Raw genomic sequence first — 25,652 nt, forward strand, 5'->3', positions numbered from 1 at the left:
TTGACCGGGCCCCTGTTAGATTGTCTGTCTTCAGGATCACTTGACAAGTGTTGCTGCCGCTGAGGCCGCCGCGCTGTCGATGCCAAATTGATACACCAAGCCAACCAGCATCAGTGCTGCGGAAACGGTCAGTGCAACAGACAGGATCGGAGAACCGTTGGTTTCCACTTCGCCATTTTCTTCCCCAAAATACATGAAGAACACGATGCGAAGATAGTAAAAGGCGCCGATAACCGATGCGATCGCAGAGGCGATCACCAGCGTTGTCAGCTCTGCTTCGATCCCGGCTTGCCAGACGCCGAACTTTGCAAAGAAGCCCAGCATCGGTGGTACACCCGCAAGCGAGAACAACAGGATCAGCACTGCAAGTGCCTTGCCCGGTGCCCGGCTTGCAAACTGGTTCAGCGCGCTGATATCCGTGACGGGTTTGCCATCTTTTTCCAGCATCAGGATAAAGGCAAATGTCCCTACATTCATCGTTACATAGATCACCATATAGGTGAGCATCGCAGCGATGCCTTGTTCTGTACCGGCGGCGAGACCGATCAGCGCATAGCCCATGTGTGCGATGGATGAATAAGCCATCAGACGCTTGATATCACGTTGCCCAATCGCAGCAATGGCACCAAGGAACATCGAGAGCACAGACAGAACCGCAATAACCTGCTGCCAGTCTGCAATTGCACCGCCAAAGGCGTCAAACAATACACGTGCAAACAGGCCCATTGCCGCAACCTTTGGCGCGGTCGCAAAGAAGGCGGTCACAGGTGTTGGTGCGCCTTCATACACATCTGGCGTCCACATGTGGAACGGCGCTGCAGATACTTTGAACGCAAGACCTGAGATCAGGAAGACCAGACCAAAGAGCAGACCGATGGTTACGTGGCCATGTTCCGCAACGGTGATGATGCCTGCAAATTTGGTTGTACCTGCAAAGCCATAGACCAAGGATGCACCATAGAGCAGCAGACCAGAAGACAAGGCACCAAGCACAAAGTACTTTAGCCCGGCTTCGGTCGATTTTGCACTGTCACGGCGTAGGGCTGCCACAACATAAAGCGCAAGCGATTGCAGCTCGAGCCCCATATAAAGCGCCATCAGATCGCCAGCAGAGACCATCATCATCATACCAACCGCGCTCAACGCAATCAGTATGGGATATTCAAAGCGCAGCATATCGCGACGCGCCATGTATTCCTGACCAATCATCAGGACAATAGCTGCGGCAACTAGAATGGCGGCTTTAGCAAAGCGCGCAAAGCCATCATCTACAAACATACCATTAAAGGCGATGTTGGTGCCTGCTGGTTGGCTGGCAATATAGATTGCCAGCGCAATCATCAAGCCAGCGGTTGCCCAGACCAGGGTCGGGGCGAGCTTATCTTTGGTTGTATAGACCGCGCCCAAAAGCGCGCCCATAGCAAAGAGCGCCAGAATAATCTCTGGCAGGATCACGGAGAGATCAGCTTGGATCATCTTGTCCTTGCCCCCTTAGTGCGAAGCAATCTGGGTGACCGCGGAGGTGTCCGCAGCAGCCAGAGATTGGTTGACGTTTTCAATAAGCGCCGCAGTAGACGGGCTGATGATATCGGTGACAACCGCCGGGTAGACACCCAGCAGAATGGTCATGATCACGAGTGGTGCAAAGATGAAGCGCTCGCGCGTGTCCATATCTTGTATGGTTTTCAGGCTTTCCTTGATCAGATCGCCAAAAACAACCCGGCGATACAGCCACAGCGCATAGCCTGCCGAGAAGATCACACCGGTGGTCGCAATCATCGCAACCCAAGTGTTTTTCTGGAAGGTGCCCATCAATGTCAGGAATTCGCCGATGAAACCTGATGTGCCCGGCAGACCTACGTTGCCCATTGTAAAGAACATAAAGACCAACGCGTATGCAGGCATGCGGATCACCAGACCACCGTAGGCGTCGATGTCACGGGTGTGCATGCGGTCATAGATCACGCCGACACACATAAAGAGCGCCGCTGAAATAAAGCCGTGGCTCAGCATCTGGAAGATCGCGCCATCGATACCTTGCTGATTGGCGGCAAAGATCCCCATGGTCACAAAACCCATGTGTGCAACAGATGAATAAGCGATCAGCTTTTTCATATCGTCCTGCACCATCGCCACAAGCGACGTATAGACGATCGCAATGGCTGACATCCAAAGGACGGTGTTCGCCATCACGTCCGCACCAACCGGGAACATCGGCAGCGAGAACCGCAGGAAGCCGTAGCCGCCCATTTTCAGCAAAACTGCCGCCAGAACGATGGAACCCGCCGTTGGCGCCTGCACGTGTGCATCTGGCAGCCAAGTGTGCACAGGCCACATTGGCATTTTTACCGCAAAAGAGGCAAAGAACGCCAGGAACAGCAGTGTCTGCATCCCACCAACGATATGAATGCCCAAGACATCAAAAGACCCGGATGCGAATGTGTGGCTGAGAAGAGTTTCGATATCTGTGGTGCCCGCATCCGCATACATTGCAACCATCGCAACAAGCATCAGCACAGAGCCGAAGAAGGTGTAGAGGAAGAATTTAAACGATGCGTAGATACGGTTTGCACCGCCCCAGATGCCAATGATCAGGAACATCGGGATCAGGCCTGCCTCAAAGAAGAGGTAGAACAGCACCAAGTCCAGCGCCATGAACACGCCCAGCATCAAGGTTTCCAGCAAAAGGAATGCGATCATGTATTCCTTGACGCGGGTTTTGACGTTCCAGCTGGCCAGAATGGTCAGCGGCATCACAAAGGTGGTCAGCATGACAAACAGCACCGAGATGCCATCGACACCCATCTTATACTGCAGACCCATCAGCCATTCGTGGTTTTCCACGAACTGAAAGCCCGTGTTTGCCGGATCAAACTGGCTATAGACACCAAGGCTCACGAAAAAGGTGATGCCGGTGGCAAACAACGCAAGATATTTTGCGTTGTTCTGCGTCGCCTCATCATCGCCGCGCATGAGCAGGGCCATAATGGCCGCTGCAACTGCAGGGATGAAGGTGACAATGGAAAGAAGGTGGTTTTCCATTAATGCGATCCTCCGCCGATCGACATCCAGGTGACCAGAGCAGCGATGCCCATCACCATCCAGAAGGCATAAGTAAAGATGAAGCCCGATTGCGCACGTCCGGCGAGACGGGTGAAGAAGGGGATAACGCCCATAGCAAGACCATTAAGGAAGCCATCAATGGTTCCACCATCACCGCGTTTCCACAGGAACCGACCAAGCGCCAGCGCAGGTTTGATAAAGATCGCGTTGTACAGCTCGTCAAAGTACCACTTGTTGAGCAGGAACTGGTAGAGCGGTTCAAACGTGGTTGCAGCGCGCTTGGGCAGGCTTGGATTCCAGATGTAGAACCACAGTGCCATAAGAAGACCGCCCGCCATCGCAATAAAGGGTGAGACTTTTACCCATTTTGGGACTGCGTGTGCATCATCCAACAGGGTGTTATCTGGTGCGATATAAAGCGCGCCCTCGCCCGGTTTGCCTGCAAAGGCATAGTGGTGATCACCATGTCCATCATGCGCCTTGTCACCTTGACCATGATCATCATGCGCGCCGTGGTCATCATGTGTGTCTTTTGCATGATCATCGTGGCCCTGATCGTCGTGATGTGCATCACCATGCGCACCTGCTTCAGCGTAAGGAATGCCATAGAACTTGGCGACCTTATCTGTGTGACCAAAGAAGCTGCCATACCAGACCATACCAGCCAGAACAGCACCGACGGCCAGCACACCAAGCGGCACCAACATAACCGTTGGGCTTTCGTGCGCATGTTCGTGGGTGTGCTTGTTGCCGCGTTCCTCACCAAAGAAAGTCAGGAAGATCAGGCGCCAACTGTAGAAGGATGTCATCGCAGCAGCAACCACAAGCGCCCAGAAACCATACATAGAACCGCCTGCATAGGCGCTTTCAATAATGGCGTCTTTGGACAGGAAGCCAGCAAAGCCGATGGTTGTCAGCGGAACGCCAACACCGGTGATCGCCAAGGTGCCAATCATCATCGCCCAGTAGGTGTAAGGGATCTTTTTGCGCAAGTTACCGTAATTACGCATGTCCTGTTCGTGGTGCATCGCATGGATGACAGAACCCGCGCCCAAGAACAACATCGCCTTGAAGAACGCGTGGGTGAACAGGTGGAACATCGCGGCGGAATACATGCCAACGCCTGCGGCCACAAACATGTAGCCCAGCTGTGAACAGGTGGAATAGGCAATCACACGTTTGATGTCGTTTTGCACCAGACCGACGGTTGCCGCAAAGAATGCAGTGGTTGCGCCTAGGACTGTGATGAATGCAGTTGCTTGTGGTGCAACTTCCATCAGGGGCGACATGCGGCAGACAAGGAAAACACCCGCTGTTACCATGGTCGCCGCGTGGATCAGCGCGGATACAGGCGTTGGGCCTTCCATCGCATCAGGCAGCCATGTGTGCAGGATCAACTGCGCTGATTTGCCCATCGCACCAACAAACAGCAGGAAGGCCAGAAGATTGGCGGCGTTCCACTCAGTCCACAAGAAGGTCAGTTGCGTTTCGGCAAGGGTTGGGGTTGCTGCAAAGACATCCGCGAAATTGATACTTTCAGTCAGGTAAAACAGGCCAAAGATACCAAGGGCAAAGCCAAAATCCCCAACACGGTTGACGATGAAAGCTTTCATCGCCGCAGCACCTGCAGACGGTTTGCGATAGTAGAAACCGATCAGCAGATAAGAGGCGACGCCCACACCTTCCCAGCCAAAGAACATCTGCACAAGGTTGTCAGACGTCACCAGCATAAGCATGGCAAAGGTAAAGAAGGACAGATAGGCAAAGAAGCGCGGTTTGTAGCTTTCGCCCTCTTTCCATGCCGGATCATCCGCCATGTAGCCAAAGGAGTACAGATGGACCAGCGCTGACACTGTATTGATCACAATCAGCATGATCGCGGTTAGACGATCGACGCGGAACTGCCACGCGGTGTCCAAAGTGCCGGACTGGATCCAGCGCAGGATTTCAACGGTGTAATAGCCGTTTTCATGCAGGCTTGGGTCAAAGGTCAAAAACACGACCCAAGACAAAAACGCGGTCAGGAACAGCAGAGCAGTTGCAAAAACAGTTGCTGCTTTTTCGCCGATAAACTTGTGACCAAAGCCGCAGACCAGCGCCCCAACCAGTGGGGTAAAGAGAAGGATGGTTTCCATAGCGCCTTAGCCCTTCATCACGTTAATGTCTTCGACCGCAATCGTACCGCGGTTGCGGAAGAAGCAGACCAAGATTGCCAAGCCAATCGCCGCTTCAGCAGCTGCGACGGTCAGAACAAACAGGGTAAAGACCTGCCCGACCAAATCCCCAAGGAAGCTGGAGAAGGCCACAAGATTGATGTTCACCGCGAGAAGCATCAGTTCAATGCTCATCAACAGGATGATCACATTCTTGCGGTTCAGGAAGAGCCCGAAGATGCCGATGACGAACAGCGTCGCCGCGACGGTAAGATAATGTTCAAGTCCGATCATGTTTCAGGTCCTTTTTGGGCAGGCTGCCACATGTGATTTTCACGAATTCCAAGCATCATTAACATTCCACTCGTGCTGAAACCGTTTCTGAAGTTGGCACAAGGCCATGTTTTTCTGTGATTTCCCACAAAGTTTTCCGATGGCTTCCCATCTCCGCTTCGTTGCAAATGCATCGAAAAGGATTCTTCCCACCAATACCCCGCCGAGCAATCGCCACGTCCATACCTTCCAATGCAAATTTGTCTCTTACATCTTCGAGCGATATGGCTTCATCCGAACATTGCATCTTAGTTACTTTTTCTTTGAGTAACCTAAGATTGGAAACGTCGCGGTATTCCGAAATCACAACAGCCTTACGGCTTTCACAGGAGAGCAATATGAATTGCTCGTGATCGGTGTGATACATCACCAGATCCTTAGAAAATTCATCGACATGCTCCATCGACAGAGGCGAACCAGCCTTGTCACCACAAATATGAGGTGCAAACTGATGCGCGACCACGTGAACAGGAAGCGCTCCCACAGCAACAACAACTCCTAAGGCAACTGCTGGTTTCACAGACCCTGTCCCGGTTTGATGTCTTTCAATTCCATCGCCTTGGCCGGGTCACGCATCATCTGAGCAACCACATCCTGACGCTTAACATCAGTGCGGTGGCGCAGGGTCAGCACAATTGCGCCGATCATAGCAACCAACAGGACAAGCCCTGCCAGTTGGAACAGAAGGAAATATTGATCATAAATGATAAGGCCCAAGGCCTCGGTGTTGTGACGGTCGTCTGAAACTGGCTGGGCCAGAAGGTCTGCGGCGCCATGCGCCGTTTCCCAGACCCCAAATGCCATCACAAATTGCATAAGAATGACGAGCCCGATCAGGAGGGCAAGCGGCATGTATTTTGCCATTTCAGCTTTCAGCTCAGCAAAATCGACATCCAGCATCATAACAACGAAGAGGAACAATACTGCGACGGCCCCCACGTAGACAATGACCAGCAGCATGGCGACGAATTCCGCCCCCAACAGTACAAACAACCCAGCCGAGGATAAAAAGGCCAGGATCAACCACAAGACCGAGTGCACCGGCTGACGGCTGATCACTGTGAACAGCCCGCCGGTGATGGCGCTTATGGCGAAGAGGTAAAAGGCAAATACGCTCATGTCTCATCGTCCTTGTTGTCACCCATGACATCCTGCGCCAACTCCAGCGCGCGGGTCATGGCCGGAATGCCGGCAAACACCGACATCTGACCGATCGCTTCAACGATCTCTTGTTTCTTTGCACCCGCCTCAAGGGCGTGGCGTACGGTCTGGCGCACGGCCGTATCGGCCTGTGCCCCTTGGCAAGTGAGACCCGCCAGCGTGAGCAGCAGGCGGGTCTTGGCATCCAATCCGTCTTTGTTGACGGCGTTGCCAAACATCAGTTCCATCACCTCTTTGGGCATGGTCGGCCAAAGCGCCTCAAACCCTTTTGGAGAGAAATTCTCCAGGCCTGGGTTCAGCGCTTTGGCCATCTCCTGGGCTTGGGCCATCATGGCCTCAAAAGGGTTTTGCGCATCAGTCATCGGTAAGGCGCGTCCAGTTCCAGATTGCGAGCAATCTCTGCTTCCCAACGCTCACCGTTCGAAAGGAGTTTGTCTTTGTCGTAAAACAGCTCCTCGCGGGTTTCGGTGGCAAATTCGAAATTCGGACCTTCGACGATGGCATCCACAGGGCAAGCTTCCTGACAGAAACCACAGTAAATGCACTTGGTCATGTCGATGTCATAGCGCGTGGTACGACGCGAGCCATCTTCGCGAGGTTCCGCATCGATGGTGATCGCCTGCGCCGGGCAAACCGCTTCGCACAATTTACAGGCGATGCACCGCTCTTCCCCATTGGGGTATCGGCGCAGCGCGTGTTCACCCCGGAACCGAGGCGACAGCGGGCCTTTTTCATGCGGGTAATTCAACGTCGCTTTAGGCGCAAAAAAGTATTTCAAACCCAGTTTGAAACCAGCCCAAATATCCTGCAGGAGAAAATATTTGGCGGCGCGGGTATAATCGATCTGCGTCATGATCAGCCCCCTGTTGTCCAGCGTGCAAAGGCACCCCAGAACCAGTCAAATTTTGCAGCAAAGGCGACGAACACAACCCAAGCCAGTGAGAATGGAAGGAAAACTTTCCAGCCCAGGCGCATCAATTGGTCATAGCGGTAACGCGGTGTAATCGCCTTTACCATCGCGAAGATGAAGAAGAAGAAAGCCATCTTGGCGATCATCCACAATACGCCATCCGGCAAGAATGGGATGGGTGAGAGCCAACCGCCAAAGAACAGCAAGGATGTCAGCGCGCACATCAGGAAGATCGCGATATATTCACCAGCCATGAACAATAGGAACGGCGTCGCTGAATATTCCACCTGATACCCTGCCACCAGTTCGGATTCCGCTTCGGGAAGGTCAAATGGTGGGCGGTTGGTTTCCGCAAGACAGGAGATGAAGAACAGGAACACCATCGGGAAGTGCGGCAGCCAGTACCAGTTGAACAGGCCAAGGTTGCCATCTTGTGCACGCACGATATCGCCAAAGTTCATCGACCCGGTTGAGATAATCACACCAACGATGATCAGGCCAATCGAGACTTCATAAGAAATCATCTGCGCCGCAGACCGAAGCGAGCCCAGGAACGGGTATTTCGAGTTGGAAGCCCACCCCCCCATGATCACGCCGTAAACCTCCAACGAGGAGACTGCGAAAACATAGAGAATTGCAACGTTGATGTCAGAGAGAACCCAGCCATCATTCAGCGGGATCACAGCCCAGGCGATCATCGCCAGAACGAAAGACGTCAAAGGGGCAAGGATAAACACAGCACGGTCTGCACCGGCTGGAATGACCACCTCTTTGACGACATATTTCAGGGCGTCAGCAACAGTTTGCAGCAGGCCATAAACGCCCACCACATTGGGGCCACGGCGCATCTGGACAGCCGCCCAGATTTTGCGGTCGCCATAAACCAGAAAGAGCAGCGAAACCATGACAAAGGCAACAACTGCAAGCACTTGCGCCAGTATCAAGACAGCGATGCCGCCTGGGGTGTTAAAGAATTCAGCCATAGGTCCTCACACCGTGGGTATTCCGTTAGCCTTGCAGTTTGCAACTACGACTTCGGCGTCGATAGTGCGCAATCCGCGCGGCAGAGAGGGCGAGATGGTGTAGACAGCATCTGCACGCCAAACACCACCCTCTTGTTTCAAATTTGTGCGCAAGTGACGGGCAAATCCAAAGTCTCGGATCACCGCGTATTGCGCGGCTGCGCATTCGGCATAATTGTCAACATCAGCAGGCGTTCGCGCGCCTGTCATGCTTACATTGAATTGCACCAGATCCCCCTGCAAAAGACGTGTTTCAACACCGCGATAATTCGGCTTGAACACCTCAGACGCGCCATCTGCTTCGGCGCAGGCTGATAGCGATAAGATCGCCATCAGGCCAAAGGATATGTGTGCAGCTCGGATCACTCTGCAGCGATCTGCTGTTCAGACTGCGCTTTCGCCTGAGCAGACAATTCCGCCATCAGCTGCGACGCACGTGCGATCGGGTTCGTCAGGTAGAAATCGCGCACGGTTGGCTGGAAGTCTGCAGTGCCAAGCACACCCTGTTCCAGCGCATCGCCTGAATTTTCAACGACCTCATCGATTTTGGCCAGATGCGGTACAGCTTTAATCAGCTCGGCCCGTAGCTGCGCCAGAGAGTCGTAGCCAAGCTTTGCTGCTACCTCAGCGCTCAGCGCCCGCAGGATGGCCCAGTTTTCTTTGGCCTCACCCGGAGCAAATCCAGCCCGCATCGCAAGCTGAGGCCGCCCTTCGGTGTTGACAAAAAGACCATTTTCTTCGGTATAAGCCGCGGCCGGAAGGATGACATCGGCGCGATGCGCGCCACGATCCCCATGGCTGCCCTGATAGATCACAAAGGCGCCTTCGCCGATCTCGATCTCATCGGCGCCAAGGTTATAGATCACATCTGACGTATCAACCGCTGCCATGCCACCTTCGTTGGTTGCATCAACATCCAGCGCACCAACGCGTGACGCGGCTGAGTGCAGGATCAGCAAACCACTGTCGGTATTTGCAGCAATCGCTTGCGCCGCAGCCAGAACGGCCGCGCCGTCTGCCTCACGCAGAGCGCCCTGCCCGACAATCACCAGTGACGGCTTGGCTTTGATCTCATCCGAGCCGCCCATATCAACGACTTTTTGCAACGCTGCACGATCGGTGCCAACATGGGTCACGTCATAAGTCAGATCTGCTTCGGGGCCAACCAGCGCGATATCTGCACCATTTACCCACGCTTTACGCAGGCGGGCGTTCAGAACTGGCGATTCAACACGTGGATTTGTGCCAATCAGCAAAATACGTTTTGCATCATCGATGTCTTCGATCGCAGCAGTGCCCACATAAGCCGCACGATTGCCTGCTGGCAGTTTCGCCCCATCTGTGCGGCATTCAACAACACCGCCTTTGGATTCAATCAACTGTTTCAGCGCAAATGTGGCCTCAACCGGGGCAAGATCACCAATGACACCTGACAGTTTTTCGGCACCATTGATGGCATTTGCCGCTGCGGTCAAAGCTTCGGGCCAAGTGGCAGGCTTTAGCTTCCCATCGACGCGCACATAAGGCTTGTCCAGACGCTGACGGCGCAGACCGTCCCAGACAAAACGGGTTTTGTCGGAAATCCACTCTTCGTTCACACCGTCATGGTTGCGCGGTAGGATGCGCATCACTTCGCGACCTTTGGTATCCACGCGAATGTTTGCGCCAAGGGAATCCATTACATCAATGGTTTCGGTCTTGGTCAGCTCCCAAGGGCGCGCGTTAAACGCATAAGGTTTCGATGTTAGCGCACCAACAGGGCATAGATCAATGATGTTGCCCTGCAGGTTCGAATTCAGCGTCTGGTTCAGATAGCTGGTGATTTCAGCATCTTCACCACGACCGGTTTGCCCCATCTGTGTGATGCCAGCGACCTCTGAAGTGAAGCGCACACAACGGGTGCAGCTGATGCAGCGTGTCATCGCGGTTGAAACCAATGGACCAAGGTTCAGATCATCCACCGCCCGCTTGGATTCGCGGAACCGGCTGAAATCAACCCCGTAGGCCATCGCCTGATCCTGCAGATCACATTCGCCGCCCTGATCGCAAATCGGGCAATCCAGCGGGTGATTGATCAGCATGAATTCCATCACACCTTCACGAGCTTTTTTGACCATCGGTGAATTGGTTTTCACCTGCGGTGCCTGCCCTTCGGGGCCGGGGCGCAAATCGCGCACCTGCATCGCACAGGACGCTGCCGGTTTGGGTGGGCCGCCGACGACCTCGACAAGGCACATGCGGCAGTTGCCCGCAATCGACAGGCGCTCGTGGTAGCAGAAACGTGGGATTTCCACACCGGCCTCTTCACAGGCCTGGATCAGGGTCATTGCCCCATCCACCTCAATCTCGGTTCCGTCAATGTTGATCTTGCGGAGGTCAGACATGGTCTATTTCGCCCTCAGTAACACGCCGATCGCGCTGTTTTTCTTAATCTCTGCACGACCATACGCACAGAAAGTTTCTGGTTTTTCATATGAGACGCCGTTTTGCGCCAAAAGCGTTTCGCCCTTCGCCCGCATCCGGGCTTTTTCAGCGTCAGAATCCACATAGGCGCGGATTTCCTTATCGCTGTAGCCAAGCGCATTTGCTTCACCCTTAAGGCGGCGCAGTTCCCCAATTCCTTTGAACAGGCGTGGCGCAATCGTATCGCAGTGATCCGCGACCTCTTTTGCCATAGCGATTGCAAATAAAGGGTTTTCGATTTTGGGAACATCGCGCAGCGATGGTTTGGCTTGCGCCAGAGCTGGCATGGCCAATGTAGCAACAAGAGTGCCCGCGCAGAGGTTACGTAACATTCAAAACTCCTTTTAATCTGGAGCTTTGACACAGATGCGGCACACCTGTGTTATGCAATAACGCATCCTCAAGCGAGGTGAGATATGGCCAGATTTTGCTCAAGAGTCACATGTCCCCTGAAACAAAGCACTGCTGCCAGAGAGGCGCAAAGCCGCCTCTTCCTCTTGTGGGTCATCCTGCCAATTGATGTCAGAATTCCCATAGTTTTCGATACAATAGCGCGTGCCTTCGTGAATGGCTGCCAAACGTGCGCCTTTGAGCGAGCGATTGGCATCTCTTACGGTCACTTCAAACAGCGCGCGATTGCGTTTCTTGTCCAAAGCTTTGGTTTTGACAGCAAAAGGCACACCGTCATAACGCGTGCGCTTTCCTTCATTGAGCTTATCACAGGCTGCAACCAAAGTTACTGCCAGTGTTGCAATCAAAGCTGTCGTGCGTGCCAAAGCCATTGAACCTTGCCTTATTCTGCTGCCATCGCGCCCATACGGCCCGATTTCTGCGCCTTAATGCGATCTTCGATCTCTTCGCGGAAGTTGCGGATCAAACCTTGAATTGGCCAAGCTGCCGCATCACCAAGCGCACAGATTGTGTGGCCTTCGACCTGTTTGGTCACATCCCACAACATATCGATCTCTTCCGGCTCTGCCTCGCCCTTCACCAGACGATCCATCACGCGCATCATCCAGCCCGTGCCTTCGCGGCATGGGGTACACTGACCGCAGCTTTCGTGTTTGTAGAACTTGGACAGACGCCAGATCGCTTTGATGATGTCAGTCTGTTTGTCCATGACAATAACAGCCGCGGTGCCAAGGCCAGACCCTAGATCGTTGCGCAGATAGTCAAAATCCATGATCGCGTCGCGCATGTTTTCACCGCGCACACAGGGCACCGATGAACCACCGGGAATAACCGCAAGCAGATTGTCCCAGCCGCCGCGAATACCGCCGCAATGCTTTTCGATCAGCTCTTCGAAAGAGATCGACATCGCCTCTTCTACCACACAGGGGTTATTCACGTGGCCAGAGATCGCAAACAGTTTGGTGCCTGCGTTATTGGGGCGACCGAAGCCTGCAAACCAATCTGCGCCGCGGCGCAGGATGGTGGGGACAACGGCGATGGATTCCACATTGTTCACAGTGGTTGGGCACCCATAAAGGCCCGCGCCTGCCGGGAATGGCGGCTTCATGCGCGGCATGCCCTTTTTGCCTTCAAGACTTTCGATCAAGGCGGTTTCTTCGCCACAGATATAGGCGCCTGCGCCATGGTGTAGGAAGACATCAAAGTCCCAACCGGAACCAGCAGCATTTTTGCCCAGAAGGCCACTGTCATAGGCTTCGTCGATTGCAGCCTGCAGCGCTTCGCGTTCGCGAATATACTCACCGCGCAGGTAGATGTAGCAGGTGTGCGCATTCATCGCAAAAGAGGCAATCAGCGCACCTTCGATCAGCGTGTGCGGATCATGACGCATGATTTCGCGGTCTTTGCAGGTACCCGGCTCGGATTCATCCGCGTTAATCACCAGATAGGCTGGGCGACCGTCGCTTTCCTTGGGCATGAATGACCACTTCAACCCGGTGGGGAAACCCGCGCCACCGCGCCCACGCAGACCAGAGTCTTTCATGGTTTGAATGATCCAGTCGCGCCCCTTTTGCACCAGACCGGCTGTGCCGTCCCAATGCCCGCGCGCCTGCGCGCCTTTCAACGTGCGATCATGCATCCCGTAGAGGTTGGTAAAGATCCGATCCTGGTCCTTCAACATGCCTGCCTACCTTTGGTTGTCCTGACGCATGCGCCAGAGTTGAAAAATGTTGACCAGCGCATAGATCATTCCGGCCAAAGCCGCGAAATCAAACAGCAAAGCGTAGCGCCCCGGCAGCCCCACCATGGGGCCAACAAATAGCGTAAGAACAAGCCAAACCGAAATGGTGACAGCAATCACAACCGCGATATGCTGCCCCTTTTTTGCGATAGCCTGATCTCGTTCTGAGCTCATCTGGTCCTATCAATCCTTGTCGCCCCGTTTTGGGGCGAAACAGGTTTATTCGTCGTAAATACCGTCATCTTTTGCGCGTTTAGCGAACTCGGTTTCTTCACCGGCGGCCAATTTCTTGGCCTGTTCAATCCAACCATCACGCTCAATACGGCCTTTGAATTTCAAACGGCTGTCCACCCAAGCCACTTCTGCTTCAGTCCATGCAGCGACCTGATCAAAATGGAAGAAGCCCAATTCATTCAGGGTCTCTTCCAACTTGGGGCCGACACCTTTCAACAGCTTCAGATCATCAGGCTTACCATCACGAGCGGCTTTCAGAACCTCTGGCTCTTTTTCCGCCACATCCGCAGCCGCTGCTTTTTTCGCCTCTTCGGCTTGTTTCACAGCAGGTTTAGGCGCCTCGGGTGCTTTTGGCGTCGGGGCCGCTGCAGCACGGCCCGCCACAACACCATCCTTAACCCATGGGGTCAGGATTGGTACTTCATCGCCCTGAATACGCTTCACACCATCCTTGATATCTGTCGCAAGTGCCGCTGAAGCATTGTATTGGGGTTTGCCTGCCTCGTATTCTGTCAAAGACGTCAGGCCAGACTTCGGCTCGGCCGCATAGCGCCCGTTTTGCGGACCTGGCACCACCTCCTTGCCAGCAGCAAGGTCATCAAGCATTTTAGAAAAGCCCTCAGCGGTGAGGTCTTCGTAATAATCCTTGCCGATCTGCGCCATGGGTGCGTTGGTGCAGGCGCCCAGACATTCCACCTCTTCCCAAGTGAACTTGCCATCGGTTGACAGGGTGAAAGGCTTATCTGCGATTTTCTCACGGCAGATTGCGATCAGATCTTCTGCACCGCAAATCATGCAGGACGTGGTACCGCAGATCTGAACATGCGCAACTGAACCCGTGGGTTGCAGCTGGAACATGAAATAGAACGAGGCAACTTCAAGCACGCGGATATAGGCCATGCCCAGCATGTCCGCGATGTATTCAATCGCAGGCTTAGACACCCAGCCCTCTTGTTCCTGTGCACGCCACAACAGTGGGATCACAGCCGAGGCCTGACGGCCTTCGGGGTATTTGGTGATTTGTGCTTCAGCCCATTTCTGATTGAGGTCAGTAAAGGCAAAACTATCGGGTTGTTCGGAATGCAGACGGCGTAGCATTTAGTTCAACAGCTCCTGGATCGGCATACAGACAACACGGTTTTCAGCAGTATCAAGTTCACCGCGCACTGCGAAAGCCGCGAAATCCGCGTCTGTGACATCAAATTGACAAATATGCGTTCCGCGATATTCACCTTCGATGATCACCACATTTGGGCGAACACCGAAATAACCAACAGAGTCACTTACCAACTCATCAATATTAGGCACATCGCTAGATGTTGCTTCATGTGCCGTTGCTGCAGAAAAATGCAGCATCGCGGCAGTAGTGGCGAGGATCATCAATCTCATCGATCGATCTCCCCAAACACAACGTCCATGGTACCAATGATTGCAGCAACATCCGCAAGCTGGTGACCTTTGGCCACGTAATCCATTGCCTGCAGGTGCAAAAAGCCCGGTGCACGCAGTTTTGCGCGATAAGGTTTGTTGGACCCATCAGCAACCAGATAGACACCAAATTCACCTTTAGGCGCTTCTACCGCAGCGTAAACCTCACCCGCAGGCACATGGAAGCCTTCGGTGTAGAGTTTGAAGTGGTGGATCAAGCTTTCCATGGAGCGTTTCATATCGCCACGCTTTGGCGGGGTCAGTTTGCCGCGCGCCAGAATATCGCCTTGCCCTTCGGGGGCACGCAGCTTTTCAATGGCTTGCAACATGATGGACAGGGATTGGCGCATCTCTTCCATGCGGCAGAGATAGCGATCATAACAATCGCCATTCTTACCCACGGGCACCTGGAAGTCGAATTCATCATAGCATTCATAAGGCTGCGCACGGCGCAGATCCCATGCAAGGCCAGAGCCACGCACCATCACGCCAGAGAAACCGTATTTTAGGATATCGTCCTCGGTGACGACGCCAATATCACAGTTACGCTGTTTAAAGATGCGGTTTTCGGTCAAAAGCCCATCGATATCATCCAGAACATTGGGGAATTCACCGGCCCAAGTTTCGATATCGTTCAGCAGCTCATCTGGCAAATCCTGATGCACACCACCGGGACGGAAGTACGCCGCGTGAAGACGGGCACCACAGGCACGCTCATAAAAGATCATGAGCTTTTCACGCTCTTCAAAACCCCACAGCGGCGGAGTCAGCGCGCCAACGTCCATAGCCTGCGTGGTGACGTTCAGAAGGTGGTTCAGGATACGGCCGATTTCTGAATACAGAACGCGGATCAGCTGGGCACGGCGCGGCACTTCAACGCCGGTCAGCTTTTCAATCGCCAGACACCATGCGTGTTCCTGATTCATCGGTGCCACGTAATCGAGGCGGTCGAAATAAGGCAGGTTCTGCAGATAGGTGCGGCTTTCCATCAGCTTTTCGGTGCCACGGTGCAACAGGCCGATATGGGGATCGCAGCGTTCTACGATTTCGCCATCCAGTTCCAATACCAGACGCAGCACCCCGTGCGCCGCAGGGTGCTGCGGGCCGAAGTTGATGTTAAAGTTACGGATTTTCTGTTCGCCGGTTTGGGCGTCGTCAAACTTGGAGCCGTCCATCATACGAGAGCCTCCTGATCATATTTAAACATGATTTTCGCGACCAAACGGCTGCGATTCATAATCAAATATGAAGGGTAAGTTTTTTTTAAAAAGGGAACTGCAACAGCAGTCATAGCCGCCACACCGGTCAACAGAGAGCCAATTTCTGAAAAAGCAGAATACCACATCATTTCGCCTCCTCCTGCTTCTCATCACCCGGAAGGATGTATTCCGCCCCTTCCCATGGGCTCATGAAATCAAACTGGCGGTACTCCTGCACCAGCTTCACGGGTTCATAGACCACGCGCTTCTGGGCTTCGTCATAGCGCACTTCGGTGTAGCCGGTGGTTGGAAAATCCTTGCGCAGCGGATAACCACGGAAGCCATAGTCCGTCAGCAGACGACGCAGATCCGGGTGGCCAGTGAACAGGATGCCGAACATGTCGAACACTTCGCGTTCAAACCAGTTGGCCGAAGGGTGTACATCAACCAAAGATGGGATCATCTCATCTTCGCGCAGGGCTGCACGCAGGCGAATACGCTGGTTTTGATACATCGACAGGAAGTGGTAAACCACATCAAACCGCTTTGCGCGTTCTGGGTAGTCCACAGCGGTGATATCAACCAAGGATGAGAATTTGCACGCAGCATCGGTGGTCAGAAATTCGACCAAGTCAACGATGTTTGACGGCTTCACGTCAATGTTCAACTCACCAAAGGTGATATCCCAGGCGATCACACAGTCTGGGCGTTTTGCCTCAATCAGAGCGCCGAGTTCTTTCAGGGCTTCAGTCATCTAAATCTCTCCAACCAAAGCCAATCAGCGCACCAAGGTGCCGGTACGGCGGATCTTACGTTGCAACTGCATCAAACCGTAAAGCAAAGCTTCAGCGGTGGGAGGGCAGCCGGGTACGTAGATGTCCACAGGCACAACCCGATCACAGCCACGGACCACTGAATAAGAATAGTGATAATACCCACCACCATTCGCACAAGACCCCATCGAGATCACATAGCGTGGTTCTGGCATCTGGTCATAAACCTTGCGCAGCGCTGGGGCCATTTTATTGGTCAACGTACCCGCAACAATCATCACATCAGACTGACGTGGGGACGCACGCGGCGCGATACCAAAGCGCTCCGCATCGTAGCGCGGCATAGAGGTGTGCATCATTTCAACCGCGCAGCAGGCCAAACCAAAGGTCATCCAGTGCAGCGAACCGGTACGTGCCCAGTTGATGATATCTTCCGCAGAGGTCAGCAGAAATCCTTTGTCCTGCAGTTCTGCATTAATGGCCTGAGTCACAACTTCTTTGTCGACACCGGCGGTGTTGGCTGTGGTCATCACTCCCATTCCAACGCCCCTTTCTTCCACTCATAGGCAAAGCCTGCGGTCAGGACGCCCAAGAAGACCATCATTGACCAGAAACCAGCATCGCTCATGTCCTTAAAGCCGACGGCCCAAGGGAACAAAAAGGCGATTTCCAGATCAAAAATAATGAACAGGATCGAGACCAGATAAAATCGAACATCAAATTTCATACGCGCATCATCAAAGGCGTTGAAACCGCATTCATAGGCACTGACCTTTTCCGGATCCGGATTGCGCACGGCCAGAACAACCGCTGACAAAATAAGGACAATCCCCAAACCGACCGCAATGGCCAGAAACACCAAGATCGGGAGGTATTCCCGCAACATCTCTTCCACGAGTGGCTCCTTTCCGAGCGCGCAAACTTTCGCGCGCCGTCAATTGGCGTGTTGACTTGAGCCGTGTCTACCCCCACCTTTTAGGGCCGTCAACCAAGGCCGTGCCATTGGCACCACCTTCCTTGCAAGACGCGGCTTAGCTACATCACCATTAGAGTCATGTTGGTTTTCAAGAGCATAACAAATTCCCCCATATTTCGCGAAAAACCCTATATAAAGCTGGGATTTATTGAAAATTTATCGCTTCCAGGCCGGTGCGCGCTTTTCAAAAAAAGCAGTGATGCCTTCTTGGGCTTCGTTGCCTTCCCAGCAGGCAACCAATGCCGAAATTGTGTGATCGATAACGGTTTCGTCAATTTTGGGTCCCAAATCGCGAGTCAGCTTCTTAGCGGCAGCCACCGCAGACGGTGCACAAGCAAGATATGGCGTCACTTCAGATTCGATTTCAGCGTCAAACGACTCAGCTGGGACGGCGCGGGCAAGCAGCCCCAGCTGCACTGCTTCAACGGCTGAGAATATGCGCCCAGACATGAACACACGACGCGCCTTTGCCTCCCCCATCCGCGCCAAAACGTATGGGCCGATTGTTGCGGGGATCAATCCCAGCCGGGTTTCCGTAAGCCCCATTTTCAGATGATCCAGTCCAATCGCCACATCACACACCGAGGCAAGGCCAACGCCGCCGCCAAAAGCATTTCCCTGCAAGGCCCCGATCAGAGGTTTGGGAAGGGTATTAAGGTGATATAGCGTCATGGCAAGAATGCGCGCTTCCGCAGCGCGGGTTTCAGAATCGGCCTGCATCTGCGCCTGCATCCAGGCAAGGTCCCCGCCCGCACAAAAGGTTGCACCCTGCCCGCGCAACACAATAACGCGCACCGTTGGATCCACTGCCAGCGCCTGCGCTGCATCGGTCAATTCAAGCAGCATTTGCCGCGACAAAGCATTGTGTTTTTCAGGACGTGCCAAAGACAGCGTGACGACGCCGCGCGCATCCTGCGTCAGCGCGATCGTTTTATACATGATCGTCACGAGCTCCAGATCGGAGGCTTTTGGCTAAGGCTGCCGCCTGCGTCAGGAGGTCAGCGTCTAAACCTGTTTCAAAGCCAAGCCGTTTAAGATGGGCATCCACCCTCTCGGTTGCGATATTTCCAGTCGCCCCCGGCGCATAGGGGCATCCCCCCAGCCCGCCAATGGAGGCATCAAACACCCGAACGCCCAAAGACAACGCGGCATCAATATTGTTCAATGCCCGGCCCGCCGTGTCATGAAAGTGTCCGGCCAGCCGTGTCACAGGCACATGGTCTTGCACCGCAAGCAGCATCCGACTCACACTGTCGGGCGTCGCTTTGCCAAGCGTATCCCCCAGAGAAATCTCATAGCAGCCCATGGCAAAGAGCTGATCCGCAACACGCGCCACCTGTTCAGGAGGCATTGCTCCGTCAAACGGGCAATCTGTGACGCAAGACACATAGCCCCGCACAGGTAGATCAATCCCGCGGGCCTGCTCAAGAATGGGCCGAAACCTTACGAGCGTCTCTTCGATGCTTGTATTTACATTGGCGCGCGAAAACCCTTCAGAGGCCGAGGCAAAAACAGCAATTTCATCAACCTGCGCCGCGCAAGCTCCTGTGTATCCTTGCATATTGGGGACAAGTGCCGCAAAGCGCACCCCATCCGGGCGCGCAATCCCCGCCAGCACCTCTGCCCCGTCGGCCATCTGCGGCACCCATTTAGGCGATACAAAGCTTGCAACTTCAATACGCGCAAAGCCAGCTTTGCTTAAACTGTCCACAAGCGCAATCTTGTCCCGGCTCGAAATTGGCTCTGGTTCGTTCTGCAACCCGTCTCTGGGGCCAACTTCAAAAATTTCCACGTGACCTTGCATTATATCCCCTCCCAAATGAATGTTCAGTCGTCCTCCAGACGAACAAGTGCCGCGCCCGCTTCGACCTGCTCCCCTTCACTCACCAGCACCTCGGCCACGGTTCCATCCCGCGCCGAAAGCAGTGCATGTTCCATCTTCATGGCTTCCAGAACCGCAAGCCGGTCTCCCTCAGCAACGGTATCGCCAACCTCCACGAACAGGCCCCGTACCAGTCCTGGCATGGGCGCCTGGATCACCGCAGTGTCAGCCGCGTTTTCAACATCACGCGCCAAAGGATCGGGTAAGTCAAACACATAGCCATACTCTGCAAACACAGTAATCTTATCGTCAGCTTTATGCGTCACCGGCAGCGCCTGCCCTGCGCATTCCCAACGCTGATTTTTAAAATGAACTGACAGCTCTTGGGCCTCAACCTGCCAAAGCTGTTCTGTCTGGGACAAAACCCGTACCTCAGCCAAAAATGGCTGCCCCTGCCAGACCAGAGTGACACTTTGGCGCAAAGGCCCCCACAAATTAAACCCTGCGTCTTGTGACAGCTCAAAAAGATCTAAAGCAGTCATTGCGGCTGCAACCTTATGCACTGCCGTCGGCCTGTGTGTTATCACCAGACTGTTCAAATCCCGTGCAATCAGATCGGTGTCCACCTCTCCAGCTGCAAACCCAGAATGCCGCGCCAGCGCCCCAAGAAAAGACAGGTTGGTTGTCGTTCCTGCAACCTCAACCCTTTGCAGGGCTTGGGACAGCTTTTGCAACGCCGCCTGCCGGGTTTCGCCATGCACAATAAGCTTCGCGATCATCGGATCATACCAAGGGCTGATCTCATCCCCGGTGCGAACGCCACTATCTGCACGGCACCCATCCGGAAAGCGCAGATGCGACAGTTGCCCCGTCGCGGGTAGAAATCCTTTGGGCACATCTTCGGCATAAAGGCGCGCCTCAAAGGCATGGCCAGACATCAGCAGATCGTCCTGTGACTGCGGCAAAGGCTCCCCTGCGGCCACGCGCAATTGCCACTCGACCAGATCAATGCCCGTGATCAGCTCTGTTACGGGATGTTCAACCTGCAGCCGGGTGTTCATCTCCATAAACCAAAATCGATCCTGTGACAGGCCTTCAGACCCATCAACAATGAATTCCACAGTGCCCGCACCGCTATAGTTGATCGCCTCAGCCGCGCACACGGCGGCTGTTCCCATGGCCGCGCGCATCTCCTCGCTCATGCCCGGGGCAGGGGCCTCTTCGATCACTTTCTGATGGCGTCGCTGCAACGAACAGTCGCGTTCAAATAGATGCACAGCGCGCGTTCCGTCACCAAACACCTGAACCTCAATATGGCGCGGGTGTTGAACGAATTTCTCAATCAACACCACATCATTGCCAAAGGCGGTTTTTGCTTCGTTTTGGGCACTCGACAATGCTGCCGCAAAATCCTGTGGCCGCTCAACCCGGCGCATACCTTTTCCGCCACCCCCTGCGACAGCTTTGATCAGCACAGGATACCCAATCGCATCCGCCTGCTGTGCCAAATGGGCCGGTTCCTGAAGCGCGCCCTGATACCCCGGCACCACAGGCACGCCAGCCTCCTGCATCAGGGCTTTGGCCGCATCCTTTAACCCCATCTTGCGAATGGCATCCGCCGATGGACCAATAAAGGCCAACCCAGCCGCAACAACCGCTTCCACAAACTCAGGATTTTCTGACAAAAACCCATAACCCGGGTGGATGGCCTGAGCACCGGTTGCCCGCGCGGCCCCAATGATACGGTCGCCCCGCAGATAGCTGTCAGCCGGAGCCGCGCCCCCGATGTGACAGGCTTCATCAGCCAGTGCCACATGTTTCGCGCCTGCATCCACATCAGAATAAACAGCAACGGTTGACACGCCCAAACGGCGCGCCGTTTCGATGATCCGACAGGCAATTTCACCTCGGTTGGCGATGAGAATTTTTTCAAACATATCGTCTGACCTTCAGAATACTGGAACACCTTATACAGCAGCACGCAGACCCGGCGCACCACGCGCAGGATTACATCCGGAAAACACCAAACTGCGTCTCTGCAATGGGTGCGTTTAACGCGGCAGACAACGACAGCGCCAGGACATCCCGGCTTTTACGAGGATCAATGATCCCATCATCCCAAAGCCGGGCAGAGGCATAAAGCGGATGGGACTGTTCCTCAAACATATCGATCGTGGGTTGTTTGAAAGCCGCTTCGTCCTCTGGGCTCCACGTCCCGCCCCCGCGCTCGATACTGTCACGTTTTACCGTGGCCAGAACACCGGCCGCCTGCGCCCCGCCCATCACCGAAATACGTGAATTGGGCCATGTCCACAGGAACCGCGGACTATAAGCGCGCCCCGCCATACCATAGTTCCCCGCACCAAAAGAGCCCCCCACCAGCATGGTGATTTTGGGAACATTGGTGGTCGCCACCGCCGTCACCAATTTGGCTCCATGGCGTGCGATCCCTTCGCTTTCATATTTTCGCCCAACCATAAAGCCCGTGATATTCTGCAAAAACACAAGTGGGATTTTCCGCTGACTGCACAGTTCAACAAAATGAGCCCCCTTCTGTGCCGCCTCAGAAAACAGAACACCATTGTTGGCTATAATTCCGATGGGGCAGCCTTTGAGATGGGCAAATCCTGTGACAAGCGTCTCCCCAAAGCGCGGCTTAAACTCATCGAACCGCGACCCGTCCACAAGGCGCATAATCACTTCGCGAATGTCATAAGGCGTGCGAAGATCTGCTGGCACAACCCCCAACAGTTCGGCGGGATCATAAGCTGGCTCTTCCGGTGTTTCCCAGCGCACAGTCGCGGGCTTTTGGCGGTTCAGATGGGATACGGCACGCCGGGCCAGCGCCAAAGCATGCCCATCGTCTTCCGCCAGATAATCCGCAACACCTGACAGACGGGTGTGAACATCTCCACCGCCCAGATCTTCGGCGCTCACAACCTCTCCGGTTGCGGCCTTCACCAGCGGTGGCCCTGCAAGGAAAATGGTGCCTTGCTGTTTTACAATAATCGTCACATCAGACATGGCCGGAACATAGGCGCCCCCCGCCGTACAAGATCCCATCACCACAGCGATTTGCGCTATGCCCTTTGCCGACATACGCGCCTGATTGTAAAAGATCCGGCCAAAATGATCTTTGTCGGGAAAGACCTCGTCCTGATTGGGCAGGTTTGCCCCGCCTGAATCCACCAGATAAATACAGGGCAAATGATTTTCTTCTGCAATCTCCTGTGCGCGCAAATGCTTTTTGACGGTCATCGGGTAATATGTCCCGCCTTTTACCGTCGCATCATTGCAGACCACCATGACCTCTTGGCCTGATACCCGCCCAATCCCGGCAATAACGCCCGCACAGGGCGCAGCATTGTCATAAAGACCCTGTGCCGCTGTCGCCCCCACCTCAAGAAAAGGCGATCCCGGATCAAGCAGATTAGCAACACGCTCGCGCGGCAACATTTTTCCCCGCGCTTCATGGCGCGCTCGTGCCCGTTCTCCGCCCCCCACACGCGCAACATTGGCAGCTTCAGCGACAATCGCCAAAGCCTCAAGGTGGGCCGCTTGGTTGTCTTGAAATGCCTGTGAGGACGGCAGGGCCTTGGACATTAACTTCATGCGTTTTCCCTCAGCTTTTCTCACCGCGCGACTCGCTCGCAGCGCGGGCTTTTAAATCTTTGCGGATCACCTTTCCGGTGACGGTCATGGGCAAACTGTCGACGAACTCAACTTCGCGCGGATAGGAATAAGAGGCCAGACGCTCTTTGACCCAGATCTGCAATTCTTCCTGCACAGGCGCAAAACCCGGCTTGCACACGACGAACGCCTTGACGATCTCTGTTCGCAAAGGGTCCGGTTTCCCAACCACACCAACCGTCGCGACAGCCGGATGTGTCATAAGGCAGTCTTCAATCTCAGCTGGGCCAATCCGGTATCCCGCTGATGTGATGACATCATCCTCGCGCCCGACGAAACGCAAAAATTCCCCCTCCCAACAACCGCGATCCCCGGTGATCATCCAGTCACCATCAAACTTTGCAGCGGTTTCATCGGGTCTGTTCCAATAGCTCAGCATCATTGCGGCCGATCCGCGCCGCACTGCGACATCTCCCTCTCCATCACAGGGCCGCCCGTCCCGGTCCAATACTGCCAGATCATATCCCGGCGTCGCCTTACCGATACAGCCCGGACGGGAGGTAAAAGCAGCATTGCAGGAGGTGGCCACCATATTACATTCGGTTTGGCCATAGAATTCGTTGATTGTGACGCCAAACGCCTGCCTGCCCCAAGCGAGCATTTCTGCGCCCAGGGGCTCTCCCCCAGACGCAACCGAGCGCAAGGCCCGAAGCCCCTGCCCTGTCTCAGCGTCAGCGGCTTTTAACATGCGCAGGGCTGTCGGCGGGAAAAACACGTTTCGGATGCCTGTTTTTGCCACCAGTGTAACACAGGCATCTGGGGTGAATTTATCAAACCGGCTGGCCACCACCGGAACGCCAAGCGCCAGTCCCGGCATGACCACATCAAAAAGCCCACCAATCCAGGCCCAGTCCGCAGGAGTCCATATACAGTCATCCGCCTGCCCCAGATGATCGTGGCTCAAGAACACACCCGGCAGATGGCCCGTCAGACACCGATGCCCATGCAGGGCACCTTTTGGTGCTCCTGTTGTGCCAGAGGTGTAAATCAAAACCGCTGGGGTCTCAGGTGTGGTCTCCACAAAAGGAAGCCGCGGGCCTTTGTCCTGCAAGGCAGAGGTCAAAACCGGCTCCGCCAGATCTCCAATCAAAACAGCCCCGTCAGGGTCAGTCAAAACCAATTCCAGGCCCGCATCCTGAATGCGCGATGTCAAGGCAGTCTGCTTGAACAGTTTGAACAAGGGGACACTGATTGCGCCAATCTTCCAGATCGCCAGATGAGCCGCGGCACAGTCTACGGATTGCCCCAACAACACCCCAACACGCTCCCCCCGACGGACGCGCTGCATCAGATAGCGGGCAAGCGTATCCACACGGTCATGAAGGTCTGAAAATCGCCAAAGAACCGGTTCTTTGGCCCCTGTCGCATCAATCAGCGCCACCTTCTGCGCCGGATGGTCCAACGCCTGCGCAGCCATATTAAGCTGCGCGGGGAGATCCCATGAACCCTCAGGCAAAAGTCCCGGAATGTTTGATACATCAGTCATGCATATATGCTCCAAGTGCATACCCGATATGCAGCGTTTTTCTTTTATTTTCAGATACTAAATCCGGATTTTCTTGATCCAAATCAGATCGCCGACTCACAGCATCAGATAGCAAGGTTTCACAGAAACACGACAAAGGAATCAGAAAATGAAACCCCTCGCATCCGCTCTGCTTTTGACAACTGCGCTGGCTGTTGTGGCCGGACCCGCGGTCGGACAGTCCCAGGGGGATTGGACCGTGGGGCTGGGTTTTGCAAATATCAACCCCAAGTCCAGCAATGGTCCGATCGCTGGCGTTGGTGCAACCATCGACGACAGCACCCGGCCGATCTTTACTGTCGAGTATTTTATTCGCGACAACTGGGGTGTCGAATTGCTTGCTTCTACCCCGTTTGCCCATAACGTCACACTGGCCGGGGTCGGTGACGCCAACGCACGCCAATTGCCGCCCACACTGTCGTTGAATTACCATTTCCCGACAGAGGGTAAAATCAAACCCTTTATTGGCGCAGGCCTCAACTACACCACATTCTTTGAGGAGAGCACCGCCTTGGGAAAGTTGAAGCTTGACGACAGTATCGGCCTGGCGCTTCAGATTGGCGCAGATTACCAGATCAGCTCCGCAGATGCGCTGCGTTTTAATGTGCGCTGGATCGATATCGATGCCGACGCCACATTGGATGGCGCCGATATCGGCACTGCCGAGATTGATCCGGTCATTGTCGGCCTGTCTTATGTCCATCGGTTCTGATCCCTTCCCCCCTCACGCTCCATACAGCAGAGCGTG

At 54.4% G+C, this 25,652-nt stretch carries 28 protein-coding genes; 1 reads left to right on the plus strand and 27 read right to left on the minus strand.

The window, feature by feature from the left end; all coding sequences use genetic code 11:
• Positions 1-36: 36 nt before the first annotated feature.
• The 27 genes from nuoN to BLP79_RS09415 form a co-directional block, all read right to left on the minus strand.
• Positions 37-1,476, minus strand: coding sequence for an NADH-quinone oxidoreductase subunit NuoN (nuoN, locus tag BLP79_RS09290; RefSeq protein ID WP_090218374.1), 1,440 nt, complete (start codon positions 1,474-1,476; stop codon positions 37-39).
• Between the two features lie 15 nt (positions 1,477-1,491).
• Complete coding sequence (locus BLP79_RS09295; RefSeq protein WP_090218375.1) at positions 1,492-3,042, minus strand: NADH-quinone oxidoreductase subunit M; 1,551 nt, start codon at positions 3,040-3,042, stop codon at positions 1,492-1,494.
• Positions 3,042-5,198, minus strand: a complete 2,157-nt coding sequence (gene nuoL / locus BLP79_RS09300; RefSeq protein ID WP_090218377.1) for an NADH-quinone oxidoreductase subunit L — start codon at positions 5,196-5,198, stop codon at positions 3,042-3,044. The genes BLP79_RS09295 and nuoL overlap by 1 nt, the downstream gene beginning before the upstream one ends.
• Before the next feature lie 6 nt (positions 5,199-5,204).
• Complete coding sequence (gene nuoK, locus BLP79_RS09305; RefSeq protein WP_005624625.1) at positions 5,205-5,510, minus strand: NADH-quinone oxidoreductase subunit NuoK; 306 nt, start codon at positions 5,508-5,510, stop codon at positions 5,205-5,207.
• Between the two features lie 58 nt (positions 5,511-5,568).
• A complete protein-coding gene (locus BLP79_RS09310) occupies positions 5,569-6,069 on the minus strand; it encodes a hypothetical protein (protein ID WP_090218378.1) in 501 nt (166 codons plus the stop codon).
• A complete protein-coding gene (locus BLP79_RS09315) occupies positions 6,066-6,668 on the minus strand; it encodes an NADH-quinone oxidoreductase subunit J (protein ID WP_090218380.1) in 603 nt (200 codons plus the stop codon). Before BLP79_RS09315 ends, BLP79_RS09310 begins: the two co-directional genes overlap by 4 nt.
• The gene (locus tag BLP79_RS09320) at positions 6,665-7,072 is read right to left on the minus strand and encodes a carboxymuconolactone decarboxylase family protein (protein ID WP_090218381.1); all 408 of its coding nucleotides are present in this window, start codon (positions 7,070-7,072) and stop codon (positions 6,665-6,667) included. Before BLP79_RS09320 ends, BLP79_RS09315 begins: the two co-directional genes overlap by 4 nt.
• A complete protein-coding gene (nuoI, locus tag BLP79_RS09325; protein ID WP_090218382.1) occupies positions 7,069-7,563 on the minus strand; it encodes an NADH-quinone oxidoreductase subunit NuoI in 495 nt (164 codons plus the stop codon). Before nuoI ends, BLP79_RS09320 begins: the two co-directional genes overlap by 4 nt.
• Positions 7,564-7,565: 2 nt before the next feature.
• A complete protein-coding gene (gene nuoH, locus BLP79_RS09330) occupies positions 7,566-8,603 on the minus strand; it encodes an NADH-quinone oxidoreductase subunit NuoH (RefSeq protein WP_090218383.1) in 1,038 nt (345 codons plus the stop codon).
• Between the two features lie 6 nt (positions 8,604-8,609).
• Positions 8,610-8,975, minus strand: a complete 366-nt coding sequence (locus tag BLP79_RS09335; RefSeq protein WP_090218759.1) for a hypothetical protein — start codon at positions 8,973-8,975, stop codon at positions 8,610-8,612.
• 29 nt (positions 8,976-9,004) lie between these two features.
• Entirely contained in the window at positions 9,005-11,026 is a 2,022-nt protein-coding gene (gene nuoG / locus BLP79_RS09340) for an NADH-quinone oxidoreductase subunit NuoG (RefSeq protein ID WP_090218385.1), read from the minus strand.
• 3 nt (positions 11,027-11,029) lie between these two features.
• Positions 11,030-11,437, minus strand: coding sequence for a DUF5333 domain-containing protein (locus BLP79_RS09345; protein ID WP_090218386.1), 408 nt, complete (start codon positions 11,435-11,437; stop codon positions 11,030-11,032).
• A 99-nt stretch (positions 11,438-11,536) separates the two neighbouring features.
• A complete protein-coding gene (locus BLP79_RS09350) occupies positions 11,537-11,887 on the minus strand; it encodes a hypothetical protein (RefSeq protein WP_090218387.1) in 351 nt (116 codons plus the stop codon).
• An 11-nt stretch (positions 11,888-11,898) separates the two neighbouring features.
• Positions 11,899-13,197 carry an NADH-quinone oxidoreductase subunit NuoF gene (gene nuoF / locus BLP79_RS09355; protein ID WP_090218389.1) on the minus strand — a complete coding sequence of 433 codons (1,299 nt, stop codon included), beginning with the start codon at positions 13,195-13,197 and terminating at the stop codon, positions 11,899-11,901.
• 6 nt (positions 13,198-13,203) lie between these two features.
• A complete protein-coding gene (locus BLP79_RS09360; RefSeq protein ID WP_090218390.1) occupies positions 13,204-13,431 on the minus strand; it encodes a DUF5337 domain-containing protein in 228 nt (75 codons plus the stop codon).
• Positions 13,432-13,476: 45 nt separating this feature from the next.
• On the minus strand, positions 13,477-14,589 hold the full coding sequence (gene nuoE / locus BLP79_RS09365) for an NADH-quinone oxidoreductase subunit NuoE (protein ID WP_090218392.1): 1,113 nt from the start codon (positions 14,587-14,589) through the stop codon (positions 13,477-13,479).
• On the minus strand, positions 14,590-14,880 hold the full coding sequence (locus BLP79_RS09370) for a hypothetical protein (RefSeq protein WP_090218394.1): 291 nt from the start codon (positions 14,878-14,880) through the stop codon (positions 14,590-14,592).
• A complete protein-coding gene (locus BLP79_RS09375; RefSeq protein ID WP_170830484.1) occupies positions 14,877-16,094 on the minus strand; it encodes an NADH-quinone oxidoreductase subunit D in 1,218 nt (405 codons plus the stop codon). Before BLP79_RS09375 ends, BLP79_RS09370 begins: the two co-directional genes overlap by 4 nt.
• Positions 16,094-16,267 (minus strand): hypothetical protein, encoded by a 174-nt coding sequence (locus BLP79_RS19685; RefSeq protein ID WP_157843934.1) that lies wholly within the window; start codon positions 16,265-16,267, stop codon positions 16,094-16,096. Before BLP79_RS19685 ends, BLP79_RS09375 begins: the two co-directional genes overlap by 1 nt.
• Positions 16,264-16,872: an NADH-quinone oxidoreductase subunit C gene (locus BLP79_RS09380; RefSeq protein ID WP_090218397.1), complete on the minus strand. Its 609-nt coding sequence runs from the start codon at positions 16,870-16,872 to the stop codon at positions 16,264-16,266. Before BLP79_RS09380 ends, BLP79_RS19685 begins: the two co-directional genes overlap by 4 nt.
• Positions 16,873-16,896: 24 nt before the next feature.
• Entirely contained in the window at positions 16,897-17,430 is a 534-nt protein-coding gene (locus BLP79_RS09385) for a NuoB/complex I 20 kDa subunit family protein (protein WP_090218399.1), read from the minus strand.
• Positions 17,421-17,786, minus strand: coding sequence for an NADH-quinone oxidoreductase subunit A (locus BLP79_RS09390; RefSeq protein WP_090218400.1), 366 nt, complete (start codon positions 17,784-17,786; stop codon positions 17,421-17,423). The genes BLP79_RS09385 and BLP79_RS09390 overlap by 10 nt, the downstream gene beginning before the upstream one ends.
• A gap of 237 nt (positions 17,787-18,023) precedes the next feature.
• Complete coding sequence (locus BLP79_RS09395; RefSeq protein WP_090218402.1) at positions 18,024-18,806, minus strand: crotonase/enoyl-CoA hydratase family protein; 783 nt, start codon at positions 18,804-18,806, stop codon at positions 18,024-18,026.
• Positions 18,799-19,671, minus strand: a complete 873-nt coding sequence (locus tag BLP79_RS09400; RefSeq protein ID WP_090218404.1) for a hydroxymethylglutaryl-CoA lyase — start codon at positions 19,669-19,671, stop codon at positions 18,799-18,801. The genes BLP79_RS09395 and BLP79_RS09400 overlap by 8 nt, the downstream gene beginning before the upstream one ends.
• Before the next feature lie 23 nt (positions 19,672-19,694).
• On the minus strand, positions 19,695-21,626 hold the full coding sequence (locus tag BLP79_RS09405; RefSeq protein ID WP_090218405.1) for an acetyl/propionyl/methylcrotonyl-CoA carboxylase subunit alpha: 1,932 nt from the start codon (positions 21,624-21,626) through the stop codon (positions 19,695-19,697).
• Between the two features lie 70 nt (positions 21,627-21,696).
• Positions 21,697-23,301, minus strand: a complete 1,605-nt coding sequence (locus BLP79_RS09410; RefSeq protein ID WP_090218407.1) for a carboxyl transferase domain-containing protein — start codon at positions 23,299-23,301, stop codon at positions 21,697-21,699.
• 10 nt (positions 23,302-23,311) lie between these two features.
• A complete protein-coding gene (locus tag BLP79_RS09415) occupies positions 23,312-24,865 on the minus strand; it encodes an AMP-binding protein (RefSeq protein ID WP_090218409.1) in 1,554 nt (517 codons plus the stop codon).
• Positions 24,866-25,013: 148 nt separating this feature from the next.
• On the opposite strand from BLP79_RS09415, the gene BLP79_RS09420 reads away from it, so the two are divergent.
• Positions 25,014-25,616, plus strand: coding sequence for an OmpW/AlkL family protein (locus BLP79_RS09420; RefSeq protein WP_090218410.1), 603 nt, complete (start codon positions 25,014-25,016; stop codon positions 25,614-25,616).
• The last annotated feature ends 36 nt before the right edge of the window (positions 25,617-25,652 follow it).

The organism is Epibacterium ulvae, from assembly GCF_900102795.1.
GTDB classification, from domain to species: domain Bacteria; phylum Pseudomonadota; class Alphaproteobacteria; order Rhodobacterales; family Rhodobacteraceae; genus Epibacterium; species Epibacterium ulvae.